A 14565-nucleotide genomic window follows, 5' to 3' on the forward strand; every position below is an offset into this window, starting at 1 on the left:
TGATGAAGATCGAAGCTTGGCTCTTCGGCGTGTGTGGCATCTTCTTCGCCCTGGTCACGCCTGCCTACTGGGTCATCACGCATGACTGGACCGGCACCTCGGCCCTCACCATGTCGACCTTCCTGGCCCTCATGGTCGCGGCCTACCTGGGCTTCCACGCGAGCCGCATGGACGCCCGACTGGAGGACCGCAAGGAGGCCGAGATCGCGGAAGGCGCCGGCGAGTACGGCTTCTTCCCGCCCTACTCGTGGTGGCCCCTGTGGTGCTCCCTGCCGATGGGTCTGGGTGTCTACGGCATCGCGATCGGTGCATGGTGGCTCTTCATCATGGCCTTCGCGCTGGGCATGATCGCCGCCTGCGGTTGGATCTACGAGTACTACCGCGGGGAGCACGCCCACTGAGGGTGTGACACCGCCAGGACGGGCGGGGAGAACTTCGGTTCTCTCCGCCCGTCCTGCATTTCACGGGTTCGTCGTTTCGGGCGGCACGCTGTGCCCGCAGGCTGGGCGTAGCCACCCCGGGCCATGGGTCTCAGTCGTCGGCGAGCAGACGCCGTACGCGGGGTGCCACCTCTTCGCCGTAGAGGCGTACGCACTCCATCAGCTGGGAGTGTGGCAGGGGACCGTTGCTGTACTTCAGGTCGAAGCGCTGGAGACCCAGAGCCCTGACCGTGTCCGCAATCTTGTGCGCGACCGTGTCGGGCGAGCCGACGTACAGGGCGCCGTGGCGGACCTCCTGGTCGAACTCGATCCGGCTGGTGGGGGGCCATCCCCGTTCGGCGCCGATGCGGTCCCTGTTGGCCTTGAAGTGGGGGAAGAGCAGTTCCTGGGCGTCGGAGTCAGTCGCGGCCACGAACCCCGGCGAGTGCACGCCGACGGCGAGGTCGCCGGTCCCGAACTGGGTCGTGGCCCTGCGGTAGAGGTCGACGAACGGGGCGAAGCGCTGGGCCTGCCCGCCGATGATGGCCAGCATCATCGGGAAGCCGTGCCGCGCAGCTCGGACCACGGACTCCGGGGAGCCGCCGACGCCCACCCAGGCCGGCAGGGAGCCAGCAGCCGTGTGCGGATGCACCTGGGTGGGCTGGAGCGGTGCCCGGGTGGTCCCGGAGAAGCTGACCGGTCCCTCGCGGCGCAGCGCGGCGAAGAGCTCGAGCTTCTCCTCGAAGAGGACCTCGTAGTCGGCCAGGTCCAGGCCGAACAGGGGGAAGGACTCGGTGAAGGAACCTCGGCCCAGCGTCACCTCGGCGCGCCCGTTCGAGAGGGCGTCGAGCGTGGCGAACCGCTGGTAGACCCGGATCGGGTCGTCACTGCTCAGCACGGTCACGGCAGTCCCCAGCTTGATCCGCGCGGTGCGTGAGGCCGCAGCGGCCAGCACGATGTCCGGTGCTGCGATGGCGAAGTCGTCGCGGTGGTGCTCGCCGACGTTGAACACGTCCACACCGACCTGGTCGGCGAGCACGGCCTCCTCCAGCACGTCGCGGATGACCTGGTGGTGGGGCAGGGGAGTACCGGACTCGTCGACCGTCACGTCGCCGAAGGTGTCGAGGCCGAGCTCAGGCGTCACGTTCGTCATGGACGCATCCTCTCAGGCGACGCCGGTGGCGTCGGCCATCCGGAGGTAGGGGAGTGCATCCTCGGCGTGGCCGGCGCGCTCGAGGCTACGACCGAGCAGCAGCAGGAGGTAGGTGTTGCCCGGGTCGGCCGCCAGCGCGGCCCTCGCAGCCTCGGCAGCCTTGCCGAGGCGGGCCGAGTGGTAGTAGGCCCGCACCAGGAGCTCACGGACCTGGGCGAGGTCGCGCTCGTCCACCTCGGGGTGGACCAGAAGACTCTCGAGCGTCGTGGCTGCCCCGAGGTAGTCGCGGGTGGAGAAGAGCTCCTCCGCCCAGCGCCACAGGTCGTAGGGGGAGCGGGGGAGCAGGCGAATCGCCGTCATGGGAACTCCTTGATTGGGTCACACCCCAACCACGGCGGGTCGCCGAGTGTTCCCGGGTACGCAGAAGGCCCGGCCCCGTGAGGGGACCGGGCCTTCAGCACGTCAGGTGCTGACCGAGGTCAGTGCAGCTCCTTGGAGCTCTCACCCTCCACCGCGTGGTCGTCACCGTGGTGGTGTGCCTGCTCGAAGTCCTCGACCGTGGGCTTCTGCACGTTGTGGCCGTACCACCACTTGCGCAGCTTGAGCCGCAGCTTGCTGGCCCGACCGTCGGGAGCCGGCACGCCGTTGGCGTCCTCGGCACTGGCCAGGGGCAGGATCTCGTCGCGGTCGCGAGCGGTGAGGGTGTACTGCTTCTCCTCCGAGTAGGGGAGGTGCAGCTCGGAGAAACCACCCTCGGCCGAACGGCTCACCACGCCGGTCTCGTAGCCGTGCAGCAGACGCTCGTTGTCGTGACGCTGGAGCGAGATGCACCAGCGGCGCGTGATGATGAACGCGACCAGCGGGCCGATGAACACAGCGCCACGCATGAAGTACGTGATGGCGTTGATGCTCATGTCGAACCGGATGGCGATGATGTCGTTGCCACCAGCGGCCCAGAGCAGGCCGTAGAAGGTCATGAAGGAGACCATCAGGGCGGTGCGGGTCGGGGCGTTGCGCGGACGCTGGAGCAGGTGGTGCTCCCGCTTGTCTCCGGTGATCCAGGCCTCGATGAACGGCAGCATCATGACGAGCAGCCAGAAGGCGATCGGCAGGATCAGGATCGGGAGGAGGATGTTCCACGACAGGGTGACGCCCCAGAAGGACGACTCCCAGCCGGGGATGATGCGCAGGGCGCCGTCCGGCCAACCCATGTACCAGTCGGGCTGGGAGCCCGCAGTCACCTTGGACGGGTCGTACGGTCCGTACTTCCACACCGGGTTGATGGTCATCAGACCACCCATGAGCGCCGTGGCGCCGAAGACGATGAAGAAGAAGCCGCCGGCCTTGGCCGCGTAGACGGGGAGCATCGGGTAGCCCACGACGTTGCCCTCGGTGCGACCGGGGCCAGGCCACTGCGTGTGCTTGTGGTAGACGACCAGCATCATGTGCGCCGCGATCAGGGCGAGAAGCAGGCCCGGGATCAGCAGCACGTGGATGATGTAGAGGCGGGGGATGATCGCCTCGCCGGGGAACTCGCCTCCGAAGAGGAAGAACGACATGTAGGTGCCCACGACCGGGGCGGCCTTCATGAAGCCGTCGGCCGCACGGACGCCGGTGCCGGAGAGCAGGTCGTCAGGCAGCGAGTAGCCGGTGAAGCCCTCGAGGGTGCCGAGGAGCAGCAGCAGCGAGCCGATGACCCAGTTGACCTCGCGGGGCTTGCGGAACGCGCCGGTGAAGTAGACGCGCATCAGGTGGATCATCATCGAGCCGATGAAGAGCATCGCGGCCCAGTGGTGCATCTGGCGCAGCAGCAGGCCGCCGCGGATGTCGAACGAGATGTTCAGCGACGACACCATCGCCTCGGACATGTAGATGCCGCGGAGCTGGTCGTACGAACCCTGGTACTGGACCTCGGACATGCTGGGCACGAACCACAGGGTCAGCAGGACGCCCGTGATCAGCAGGACCACGAAGCTCCACAGGGCGATCTCGCCCAGCATGAAGGACCAGTGGTCGGGGAACACCTTGCGGATGTTCTTCTTCAGCACGCCGCCGAGGCCCAGGCGCTCGTCCGCCCACGTGGCAGCGCCAGCGAGCTTGGAGGGCTTGGCCGGGGAAGCGGCCGTCGTGGCATTGGTCTTCGCCACCTTGGTGGTGTCGACACTCACTTCGAGTCACGCTCCCAGTAGCTCGGACCGACGGGTTCGGTGAAGTCGCTCTGCGCGATGAGGTAACCCTCGGAGTCCACTGCGATGGGCAGCTGGGGGAGGGCACGGGCCGCCGGACCGAAGACGACGCGACCGGAGTCGGCGAGGTCGAAGGTCGACTGGTGGCACGGGCAGAGCAGGTGGTGGGTGGTTCGCTCGTTGAGCGAGATCGGGCAACCGACGTGGGTGCAGATCTTGGAGTAGGCGACGATGCCGTCGACGCTCCAGTTCTCGCGGCCCTTGCCGGGCTTGATGTCCTCGGGCTCCATGCGGAGCAGGATCAGCGAGGCCTTCGCCTTGCCGACCTGGACGTCGACGCCGTGCAGGACGTGGTTGCCGTTCTCGTCGGTGGCCAGGAGGATCTCGGGCTGGCAGTTCACCAGGTCACCGACCTCGAGGTCGGAGACCAGGATCGGGGTACCGACGACGTCGCGGACGATGCGCTCGCCCTTCTTCCACAAGGTGTGCTCCAGGCCCTTGCCGTTCTCCGGGTCGACGACCTGGCTCGGCAGCGGACCGAGGTCGCGCAGGAGCAGGATGGGGAGCAGGGTGAAGGCACCCACGGCGCCGAGCAGCGTGTTGCGGACGAGGGGACGGCGGGCGATGCCCGAGTCCTCCAGACCCTGCTGCAACGCCTCGACGGCGACGGCGCGGTCCTCCTCGGAGGAGGCGATGGGGTGACGCTGCTCGACGAGCTCGACGTCACTCATCAGCTTGCGGGCCCAGTGGATGATGCCGATGCCGATGAAGAGGAGGCAGAGGCCCATGGTGACGCCGAGGGCGACGTTGGACGCGCCCATGTTGCCGATGGTGTCCCAGTCCTCGCCGATGTCGAACACGAAGTACGACACGACGAACAGGATGGCCATCACGATGGAGGCGATGAAGAAGCCGGCGACCTGGCGCTCGGCGCGCTTCTCGGCCTTCTCGTCGACGTCGGTGGGACGCCACGTGTGGGCCGGGAGGCCCGGGTCGGCGATGGGTTCCGCCGCCGGGAGGGCCTCGTGGGGGTTGGTCTCGATGCTCACGCTTCCACCTTGTCCTTCTTGGAGCGCGTCGTGTGAGCCGCGATCCACACTGCGAATCCGACCATGCCGCCGATGCCGATGATCCAGGCGTACATGCCTTCGGAGACGGGGCCGAGACCGCCGAGCGTGAAGCCGCCGTACTCCGGCTGCTCCTCGATCGAGCGCAGGTACGCGATCACGTCGCGCTTCTGGTCGGGGGAGATGTTGCCGTCGGAGAAGACGTCCATCGTCTGGGGGCCGGTCAGCATGGCCTCGTAGATGTGCTTGGAGTCGACACCCTTCAGCGACGGGGCGTAGCCGCCGTGGGGCATGGCGCCACCCTGGCCGTTGAAGTTGTGGCAGGCGGTGCAGTTGGTCAGGAAGATCTGGCCACCGCGGACGATCGCAGCCTCACGCTCGGCCTCGGTCATGCCGTCGACGCTGTAGTCGGTCTCGTTGGGGATCGCCGGGCCGGGGCCGAGGCTCGCGACGAAGGCCGACAGAGCAGCGGTCTCCTGCTCGTCGAACGCACGCTCCTTGCGCTTGGCCTGCTGGCCGGGCTGCGACATGGGCATGCGACCGGTGCCGACCTGGAAGTCGACGGCGGCGGCGCCCACACCGATGAGCGACGGGCCGTACACGTTGCCGTCACGCTGGGTGGGGATGCCCTCGCCATTGAGGCCGTGGCACGACGAACAGCCCACGAGGAAGAGCTCGCGCCCCTGCTCGATCAGCTCCGCGTCGGTCTTGGTGTCCTGCGCGGTGGCAGGTGAGAACGCCGCGTACAGCCCGCCGGTCATCAGGAGACCGATCAGGAGCACGGAAAGTCCCGCGAGCGGACCCCGGCGATGCCGGGAGAGCCGACCAGCGGTTCGGTTCAGGAAACGCAATTGTCTAAATCCTCTTCAGATCCGGATCGGGACTTCACTGGATGAGGTAGATCGCCGCGAAGAGCGCGATCCACACGACGTCGACGAAGTGCCAGTAGTAGGACACGACGATCGCGCTGACCGCCTGCTCGTGCGTGAAGCGCCTTGCCATGTAGGTCCGTCCGAGGACGAACAGGAAGGCGATCAGGCCGCCGATCACATGGATTCCGTGGAAACCGGTGGCCAGGTAGAAGGCCGAACCGTAGGCGGAGTCCTGGAGCGTCACGCCGTGGTGCACGAGCTCGACGTACTCCAACGCCTGGCCGGCGACGAAGATGGCACCCATGATGTAGGTCAGGATGAACCACTCGCGCAGGCCCCAGGCCTTGATGTTGAAGAGTGAGCCCGTGCGGCCAACCTGGCCGCGCTCAGCCGCGAAGACACCCATCTGGCACGCCACGGACGACAACACGAGGATGGTCGTGTTGGTCGCCGCGAACGGCACGTTGAGTAGTGCTGTCTCCTGGGCCCAGAGCTCGGGGCTCACCGCGCGAATCGTGAAGTACGCCGCGAACAGAGCCGCGAAGAACATCAACTCGCTGGAGAGCCAGACGATCGTGCCCACGCTGACCATGCTGGGTCGGTCGTGATGCCCGTGAAGTCGGGATGCCGGAATAGCCGTCGTTGCTGTCGCCACGCACTCATTATGGACGTAGCCGGGGGCGAGGGCACCCCCACCCCCGGAGTTTGGGCGTTCGGGGTCTCGGGGCGTGTGTTTCCGCGGCGCTCGCACGCCTGCGCGAGGGCAGGTGAATGCGAGGGCGTACTGATCGGTGGACGCCTCGCCGACCCGCGCGCCCGGGTCGGCGGTAGAGTCGCGAGCGTGACTGACACGACTGCCTCGAAGCCCTCCTCGCTGAAGGTCCTCGTCTACTCGGACGACATCGACATCCGTCAGCAGGTCATCCTGGCCCTGGGCCGGCGCCCGCACCCGGACCTCCCCGAGCTCGAGTACGTCGAGGTGGCGACCGAGCCGGTCGTGGTCCAGCACATGGACGCCGGAGGCATCGACCTCGCCATCCTCGACGGCGAGGCCGTCCCCGCGGGTGGCATGGGGATCGCGAAGCAGCTCAAGGACGAGGTGCACCAGTGCCCGCCGATCCTCGTGCTGACCGGACGCCCCCAGGACGCCTGGCTCGCGACGTGGTCCCGGGCCGACGCCGCGGTCTCGCACCCGCTGGACCCGATCGAGCTTGCCGAGACGGTCACCGCGCTCCTCGCGGCGCGCGTTCCCGCGACCGCCTGAGCGCGTGTCCAGCACCTGGCCCGAGGTCCTCACCACGCTCGTCGGCCGCTCCGACCTGTCCGTGGCGCAGGCCTCGTGGGCGATGAACGAAATCCTGGAGGGTCTTGCCACGCCGGCACAGATCGCCGGGTTCGCCGTGGCGTTGCGCGCCAAGGGGGAGAGCGTCGACGAGGTCCAAGGGCTCTCCGACGCCATGCTCGCGGCTGGCAACCCGATCTCTGTGGAGGGGCGCCTCCTCGACATCGTCGGTACCGGTGGCGACCGGTCGATGTCGGTCAACATCTCGACGATGTCGGCCATCGTCGCCGCGGCCGCGGGCGCCAAGGTCGTCAAGCACGGCAGCCGTTCGGCCTCCTCGGAGTGCGGTTCGGCAGACGTCCTCGAGGCTCTTGGCATCCGGTTGGACCTGCCCATCGAGCGGGTGGCGCAGGTCGCCGACGAGGTCGGCATCACCTTCTGCTTCGCCGCGGCCTTCCATCCCGCCATGCGCCACGCCGCCGTGCCGCGGCGCGAGCTGGGGATCGGCACCACCTTCAACTTCCTCGGACCGCTCTCGAACCCGGCGCGGCCTGCAGCCCAGGCGATCGGGTGCGCCGACGCCCGGATGGCCCCGGTCATGGCCGAGATCTTCGCCCGTCGGGGTCTCGACGCCTGGGTCTTCCGCGGTGACGACGGCCTCGACGAGCTGACGACCACCACGACCTCGTCGCTGTGGGCAGCGCGTGACGGCGTCGTCACCCAGCACGTGGTCGACCCCCGTGAGCACGGCATCGACTACAGCCCGGCGGAGGCGCTTCGCGGTGGCAGCCCTGCCTTCAACGCCGACGTCGTACGCCGTCTGCTCGCCGGGGAGCGGGGGCCCGTGCGTGACGCCGTCGTCCTGAACGCCGGTGCGGCGCTGGCGGTGCACGCCCCCTCGGAGGCGCCGCTCGACGAGCGTCTGGCTGGCGGCATCGTCCGGGCCTCGGACGTGCTCGACGACGGCAGCGGGGCTGCGTTGCTCGAGCGTTGGGTTGCCGCGACGGCCTGAGGCTGCGCGGCGACCCGGGACGCGCTGGGCGGCCAGGGAGTCCCGGGGCGCTCCACGGTCGAGGTGCCGTTCGCCACACCTCAGCGTTTGTCCCGCCGAACCGCCGTCCGGGGAAGCAGGCACGCACGGTGCACCGATCTAGGCTGTCGTCGTGGTTCAGCACCCCGACATCGACCAGACGCCGCCCGCGTACCCCGAGCCGGGCACCGTTCCTCGGGACATCCCCGCGGGCGTCACCGGGCCCCAGGCCCCGTCGGCCAGCGACGACGTGACCTCGGCTGCGCCGAAGCGCGGCGCGGTCGCGCGCCAGGTCGTCGCCCGGATCCTCTTCGTGCTGGGGGCGTCCTTCGCGCTCACGGCGGTCGTGACCGGCATGCTGGAGGCCTCGCTCCGCGCCAAGTCGGACGAGCCGACGCTGGTCGGCCCCGCGTTGCTCGGCTTCGCCATCCTGTGGATCCTGGTGCTCGGCGTCGTCGGCCTCCTGGGCAGCCTGAGGGCCGCCACGGTGGTCGTGGTGACCCTCGGCCTCGTGCTGGCGGCGGTCAACGTCGTCCGCATGGACATCCTGCGGCTCCCGCTGTCGTTCCGCGACGTGGTCTTCCTCAAGGACCCGGCCTTCCTGGTCGAGATGGTGCCCGTGCGGGACCTCGTGAAGGGCGCCGTGGCCGTGCTGGCCGTGGCAGCGGCCCTCACCTGGCTGGTCTCCCGGGCCGGGCGCCGCCGTCCGCGCTGGCGCCGTGGGCGCCCCGGCTGGTGGGGATGGATGGCCTTCCGTGGGGTCGCGGTGGCGCTGGCGGTCACGCTCGTCCTGCTGGCCGCGGGCTTCAACACGCCGGGCAACGTCGTGCGCGACGCGTACGACCGCAACGGCGCTGACTGGCGGCCCTGGGCGCAGTCGCGCAACTACCTGCTGAACGGCTTCGTGGGTGGAGTCCTCTCCAACCTCCCCACGGACCCGATGAATGTGCCCCCCGGCTATGACGAGGCCACCATGGAGGAGGTCGCCCAGCGGTGGACGAAGGTGGCTGCCGTGCGCAACCGCGGCACTGACCCGTCGCTGCTGGAGAAGACCAACGTCGTCATCGTGCTGAGTGAGTCGATGGGGGACACCGCCGCCCTCGAGCACGCCACCTTCGCCGAGGATCCGATGCCTGAGATCCACGGCCTGATGCGCGCCGGCGGCGCCCGGATGGTCTCGAACTTCTACGGCACCGGCACCTCGTCGATGGAGTTCGCGGTCCTGACCGGGCAGAACACGACGCTCTTCAAGCCGCAGATCTCCTCGCCCTACCAACAGTTCGTCACCGACTACCCCGGCTACCCGAACGCCGTGGGGTGGCTGAAGCAGATGGGTCACGGCGCGGTCGCGATCCACCCCTACACGCCGCACATGTACCAGCGCCCCGACGTCTACAAGAACTTCGGCTTCGACGAGTTCATCGACCGTGACTCGATGACGGAGCGCGCGCGTCTCGGCAACGGAGGCTTCATCTCCGACCGGTCGGGCTACCGCGAGGTGCTGAGGGAGCTGCGCGAGAACGACGACCCGATGGTGGTCCAGCTGGTCTCCATGCAGAACCACCTGCCCTACCAGGGGCGCTACGACGACCCGATCGAGGTGACGAGCGACAAGCCCCTGCGCCAGGCCGTGGGCCAGTGGGCGCGCGGCGTCAAGGGCACCGACGAGGCCGTCGCCGAGTTCCTGCGTGAGCTCAGCACCCAGGGGGAGAGGACCATCGTCATCCAGTACGGCGACCACTTCCCGGGCATCTTCTCCGACGCGCAGGTGAAGGCCGAGGGCCTGAACATCTTCCGTACGCCCTTCTTCGTCTGGGACAGCGCGAACCCGGAGGGGACCGGTCCGAAGAACGGGGGCCTCGTGGGCAACCCGTCCGGCGGCGACGTCGCGCCCAACGCCGCCATGCAGCTCGCGCTCCAGCAGGTCGGCGCCCCCCTGCCTCCGTACTTCACCCTGCTGGCCGAGGTGCAGGAGAAGGTCGGCGTCGTCCGGGGCCGCAAGATCCTGACTCCTGACGGTGAGGAGATCACCGTGCAGGACCTGTCGGCCGATCAGAAGGCACTGCTGCGTGACCTGCGGTTGGTGCAGTACGACTTCTCCATCGGTGAGCGGTACGCACTCGAGGAGATGTGGTACCCGTCGGGGGAGTGACTCCTCGGGTCACCGCTGACGAGTGCCCGTGGCCACGTGCCAAGCACGTGACCAGACGGGCCAAGGACGACGAAGGCCCCACTCCTCGACCAGGAGTGGGGCCTTCGCGTCAGGTAGGGGTCAGGTGATCTTCAGGACGATGACCTTCGACCGGGAGGCCGCGACCTGACCGGTGCCCTTGTAGCGCAGCTGGATCTTGTGCTTGCCCTTCTTCCACTTCTTCGGCAGCACGAAGGTCACCTTGCCCTTCTTGCTCACGGCGAGCTTGATGGTCTTGATCGTCTTCCCGTTGCGGTGGACGGTGACCGCACCGGTCGGAGCAGTGACGCCGCTGACCTGGACCGTGCCGGAGAGCGTGACCTTGGCGCCACGCTTCACCTTCGTCTTCGACAGGGCCATCGACGTGGTCGAGGACGCCTTCGGGACGCTGACGGACGATGAGGTGCTCGTGCCGTCGCGCATGCCCGGCAGCGTGCCGGTCACGCGCAGTGAGATCAGCTTCGCGACATCAGCCATGGTGACGGTGTAGGTCTTGCCTGTCGCCCCGGCGATGGGGGAGCCGTTGCGCAGCCACTGGTAGGACAGCTTGGCCTTCGCCGGCCAGCTGCCGGGGGTGGAGCCCAGCTTCTGTCCCACTGCTGCCTTGCCGGTCACGGTGGGTGGGGCGGTGGCGATGACGGCGCCTCCGGCACCGATCGTGACCGCCTGGCTCGTGACTGCAGTGGAGGTGTATGAGGGCAGGGAGCCGGTGACGCGCACAGTGATCGACCGGTTGTAGTCAGCGGTCGTGGCGAGGTACTTGTTCGTCGTCGCACCCTTGATGGTCGCTCCGTCGCGCAGCCACTGGTAGGACTCCGTGACACCGTCGCGGTTCCACGCCAGCGGGGCGACGGAGAGCTCGCTGCCCACCTCGGGCCGCTCGGTGTCGTAGCCCACGACCGGCGTCGCCCCGGGGACCAGGCTCGTGTCGACGGTGAAGACGTCCGAGCTGGGCGGGGCCATGGTGGCGCCGTCGTTGCTCCTGGCGGTGACCGACCATGTGTGGCGGCCGGCCGCAAGAGACCCGAAGAGGGTGTAGGCGGTCGCGGGGGTGGAGCGGGACTCGATCACCTTGCCGCTGGAGTCCTTGACCTCGAAGAGGTAGGTGGCCGCGCCCCTGACCGGCTCCCACGAGAACGAGGGACCGTTCGGGAGCTGGAGGCTGCCCGTGCCCGGTCCGATGAGACGGACCGAGTCGGAGACGACACGGAAGGGCACGGGGGTGCTCCAGGCGCCCTGGTTGCCCGACGAGTCGATGCGGCGCACCCGGTAGTAGTACGGGTCGGCACTCACCGGGATCGGTTTGGTCCAGGTGTAGGCCGTGGTCCACACCTTGGTGAGGAAGAGTCGGTTCGTCGACGAGAACAGCGCGTCGTTGCGCGAGACCTCGAGCTCGTACTGGCCGCTGTAGGCCTGCGGGGACCAGCGGAAGGGCGTCGTACCCAGCACCGAGGCGTTGGCGCGCGGCGAGATGGTCTCGACGGCCGGGCTCGTCTTCGTGAACGTGCGCGTCTCCGAGGAGCTCAACTCGTTGCCGTTGGTGTCGAGAGCAGACACACGCCAGTAGACGGGGCCTTCGGGGTACAGCTTGCCCGTGGCGGTGAACGTGGTCTGGTCGACCGTGGCTGTCTCGATCACGTCCGCGAACAACGGGTCCTTCGCGATGCGGACCCGGTAGCGGGCTGCGCTCTGGTTGCTGAGGTCGCTGGGGTTGATGGGTCCGTTCCGCGGGCCGTCGCTGCGGTAGGTGGCGGTCCACGACGGGGCACCGTCGCGGGTGACGAGATGGGTCTGGTTCGTGTCGTGGTAGTCGCGCCACGTGAAGGTGACCTCGCTGGTGGAGACCACGTCGTCGGTGGGGTGCGTCTCCACGCGCGGCGAGACCTTCTTGAAGGCGTGCTTGGCGAGTCCGGTCGCGGAGGAGACAGGATCTGGTGCGCAGATGCCGGCGGCCTTGCAGGGCCGGATGTGCCAGTAGTAGGGCACGCCGGATGTGTTGTCAGCCAGCGTCAGCATGTCGTAGGCGTACATGGTGCCGAGTGAGGCCGGGATGTTGGTCTCGGTCAGGTTCGTGAAGTTCTGGTCGTAGGAGACGTAGACGCCGTAGAAGGCGATGCCCTCCTGCGGCTCCCAGGAGAGCACCGGAGTCGTGGGCACCTCCGGGCAGGTGGAGACGTTGCTGACCAGGTCCATGGGCAGGGCACAGCCACCTCCGGCAGCGAGCTTCGCGCCGTCGAGAGCGATGGTCTGCCCGGTGACCTCCTCGAACCCTGCCACCGTGGCGATGTTCGAGGCGGAGGTCGCGACCAGCTGGCCGTCGTCGCTGAAGGCGCGGACGCGCCAGCGGTAACGGCCCGGCGTCATGATGCGGGTGCCGGTGTCGGTGAAGGTGGTGTACGCAGTCTCCTTGCCGAACGACTCGCCGCCGGCCGGCACCAGCCAGCTCGTGAGGTCGGCGTGGCCGAAGTCCACGACGTAGTGGCTGGCCCTGGGGTGGGGCGTCCAGGACATCGTGGGTGCGCGCATGGTGGGCGAGTCGGACTCACGCGCGGACAGCGCGGTCAAGGGGGGCAGGGAATCGGTGCCGGGATCGACCGCGGGGGTCGGGGTGAGATCGAATGATCGGTTGCGGATGAGCGACGGGGTGCCGTCGGCCGAGAAGGCCGTGATCTCCCACGTGAACGGACCCTTGGTGCGATCAATCTCGTTGCCGACCGGCGTCCAGGTGTTGGCACGAGTGGTGCCGGAAGCGACCCGGCTGCCGGTGTTGTCGTAGACGACGATGCGGTACTCATCGGCGGCCACGGCCGACTTCCAGCTGAAGATGGGCTGGGAGATGGTGGCGTTGTGGGCCGGCTTCAGCTCGGTGAACCACTCCGGCTCCCAGACGAACTTCTGGGTCGGGGAGTAGATGCCCTCCACGGTGAAGGGACGGTCCATGGGCCGCACGCGCCAGTAGTAGCGAGTACCTTCCTTGACCTGGCAGCCGTGGTCGAGGCCGCCCTTCGGGAAGCTGGCGTTGGTCGGCGTGAAGGTGGTGCCAGCGATGCTGCACGTCTTCGTGTTCGTCGAGACGAAGGCAGGGGTGCTGGAGAGCTGGAGCTCGTAGTGGCTCGCGTGCTGGACCGGTGTCCACTGCAGGTAGGGGGACCGGTCGGTCAGTGTCGCGATCGGCAGGTCCTCCGGGTCGTGGTTCTTGACGTACGCCCCGTAGAAGGGGTGGTCCTTGTGCGAGGGGGCACTGGTGTCGAAGTCTGCGGGATAGGCAGGGAAACCGGGCTGGACGGGAGCGACCGGCCAGGGGCGGTCGGGCCAGTGACGCTTGAAGTTGTTGGGCGACTCCGACCAGGCGGACGGGGAGCCAGCTGCGTCGACGGCACGCACGCGCCAGTAGTACTGGTCGTTGTCGTAACCACCGGGCGGCGAGTAGCTCGTCCCGGTGATGCCCTTGAGGTCGGTGATCAGGTCGCCGGCCTCGAAGCCGTCGTTGGTCGCCACCTGGAGGGCGTAGGTCTTGGCGCCGCGTACGGGGGCCCAGTCCAGGACGACGTCCTCGACCTCCTCGTCCGGACTGTTGACGGGGGAGACCAGCTCGGGAGCCGGAAGTGCCGCGATCGTGAAGGCGGACGGGGCCGAAGGGACGCTGACCTGGCCGCTTGCGTCAGTGGCCGTGACGCGCCAGAACCAGGCGCCCAGCGGGAGGGGGGCGCTGGGGGTGACTGACGTGGTGCTGGTGGTGAGGCGTGATGACCCGATGAAGTCCGGGGCGTCGTCGACCTCGACGGTGTAGGACTTGGCTCCCGGCACCTCCGACCACTCGAGGAGCGGGGGCTCGTCGGGCTGGGCCAGGGTCGCGCCGTCCACGGGAGAGACCGCCGAGGGCACCATCGGGTTGGGCCGGTTGAACGTGGAGGTCGTCCACTCGCTGTTGACGTTGGACGCCGAGATCGAGCGCACCCGCCAGTGGTTGAGCCCTGCCTTCAGCGCGGTGTGGGGGACGGCTGACACGTTCGTGGTGACCTGGTTGAACTCAGGACTCCCGAACGACTCGTCGTTGTCCACCTGCACCGTGTACTTCGCAGCCTGGGGCTCGCGGTCCCAGGACAGCACCGTGGTGGTGGTGTTGGGCGACGAGACCTCCAGCCCGTAGGGCGCCGGCGTCGACGCCGAGGCCGCGGGCAGGACCGTGGCCGTGGCGGCGAGGACCGCGAGGGCGGCTCCCGCGCTGGCGGTGGCGGTTCGTACTCCGGTCGGTGGCATGCGAGTCTCCCTAGTCAGCCCACTGAACATGCCGAGGCTAGGCACGCGCGCTGGTCGGCACGGGTGAATCAGGACGAGATGGTCCGTTGTGACTAGGTGGGGCAG

Annotated in this window: 11 protein-coding genes; 4 read left to right on the forward strand and 7 right to left on the reverse strand. The window is 68.4% G+C overall.

All coding sequences use genetic code 11. The features are described from left to right. The first annotated feature begins 2 nt into the window (after positions 1-2). Positions 3-401, forward strand: coding sequence for a cytochrome c oxidase subunit 4 (locus FCL41_RS05920; RefSeq protein ID WP_137066606.1), 399 nt, complete (start codon positions 3-5; stop codon positions 399-401). 130 nt (positions 402-531) lie between these two features. Here FCL41_RS05920 and FCL41_RS05925 read toward each other — a convergent pair whose 3' ends face one another. From FCL41_RS05925 to ctaE, 6 genes are all read right to left on the reverse strand, one after another. Continuing rightward, positions 532-1572: an LLM class flavin-dependent oxidoreductase gene (locus tag FCL41_RS05925; protein ID WP_137066607.1), complete on the reverse strand. Its 1041-nt coding sequence runs from the start codon at positions 1570-1572 to the stop codon at positions 532-534. 12 nt (positions 1573-1584) lie between these two features. Then, complete coding sequence (locus tag FCL41_RS05930; RefSeq protein WP_137066608.1) at positions 1585-1932, reverse strand: hypothetical protein; 348 nt, start codon at positions 1930-1932, stop codon at positions 1585-1587. 119 nt (positions 1933-2051) lie between these two features. After that, positions 2052-3740: a cytochrome bc1 complex cytochrome b subunit gene (gene qcrB / locus FCL41_RS05935; protein WP_137066609.1), complete on the reverse strand. Its 1689-nt coding sequence runs from the start codon at positions 3738-3740 to the stop codon at positions 2052-2054. Beyond that, positions 3737-4807: a cytochrome bc1 complex Rieske iron-sulfur subunit gene (gene qcrA / locus FCL41_RS05940; RefSeq protein WP_170970296.1), complete on the reverse strand. Its 1071-nt coding sequence runs from the start codon at positions 4805-4807 to the stop codon at positions 3737-3739. The genes qcrB and qcrA overlap by 4 nt, the downstream gene beginning before the upstream one ends. Further along, complete coding sequence (qcrC, locus tag FCL41_RS05945; protein WP_137066611.1) at positions 4804-5676, reverse strand: cytochrome bc1 complex diheme cytochrome c subunit; 873 nt, start codon at positions 5674-5676, stop codon at positions 4804-4806. Before qcrC ends, qcrA begins: the two co-directional genes overlap by 4 nt. A gap of 34 nt (positions 5677-5710) precedes the next feature. Continuing rightward, the gene (gene ctaE, locus FCL41_RS05950) at positions 5711-6352 is read right to left on the reverse strand and encodes an aa3-type cytochrome oxidase subunit III (RefSeq protein ID WP_137066612.1); all 642 of its coding nucleotides are present in this window, start codon (positions 6350-6352) and stop codon (positions 5711-5713) included. A gap of 186 nt (positions 6353-6538) precedes the next feature. Between ctaE and FCL41_RS05955 the strand changes: the two genes are divergently transcribed. From FCL41_RS05955 to FCL41_RS05965, 3 genes are all read left to right on the forward strand, one after another. Continuing rightward, a complete protein-coding gene (locus tag FCL41_RS05955; RefSeq protein WP_137066613.1) occupies positions 6539-6961 on the forward strand; it encodes an Rv3143 family two-component system response regulator in 423 nt (140 codons plus the stop codon). Between the two features lie 4 nt (positions 6962-6965). Beyond that, the gene (gene trpD, locus FCL41_RS05960) at positions 6966-7991 is read left to right on the forward strand and encodes an anthranilate phosphoribosyltransferase (protein ID WP_137066614.1); all 1026 of its coding nucleotides are present in this window, start codon (positions 6966-6968) and stop codon (positions 7989-7991) included. A 151-nt stretch (positions 7992-8142) separates the two neighbouring features. Continuing rightward, entirely contained in the window at positions 8143-10161 is a 2019-nt protein-coding gene (locus tag FCL41_RS05965; protein WP_137066615.1) for an LTA synthase family protein, read from the forward strand. A 120-nt stretch (positions 10162-10281) separates the two neighbouring features. Here FCL41_RS05965 and FCL41_RS05970 read toward each other — a convergent pair whose 3' ends face one another. After that, complete coding sequence (locus tag FCL41_RS05970) at positions 10282-14460, reverse strand: Ig-like domain repeat protein (protein WP_170970297.1); 4179 nt, start codon at positions 14458-14460, stop codon at positions 10282-10284. Positions 14461-14565: the final 105 nt, after the last annotated feature.

This window comes from Nocardioides jishulii, from assembly GCF_006007965.1.
GTDB lineage: Bacteria > Actinomycetota > Actinomycetes > Propionibacteriales > Nocardioidaceae > Nocardioides > Nocardioides jishulii.

What these genes read in the sequence shown, in the direction of transcription:
- FCL41_RS05920 (WP_137066606.1), top strand. Translation starts at nt 3, where the DNA reads ATGAAGATCGAAGCTTGGCTCTTCGGCGTGTGTGGCATCTTCTTCGCC.
- FCL41_RS05930 (WP_137066608.1), bottom strand. Translation starts at nt 1,932, where the DNA reads ATGACGGCGATTCGCCTGCTCCCCCGCTCCCCCTACGACCTGTGGCGC.
- FCL41_RS05925 (WP_137066607.1), bottom strand. Translation starts at nt 1,572, where the DNA reads ATGACGAACGTGACGCCTGAGCTCGGCCTCGACACCTTCGGCGACGTG.
- FCL41_RS05970 (WP_170970297.1), bottom strand. Translation starts at nt 14,460, where the DNA reads ATGCCACCGACCGGAGTACGAACCGCCACCGCCAGCGCGGGAGCCGCC.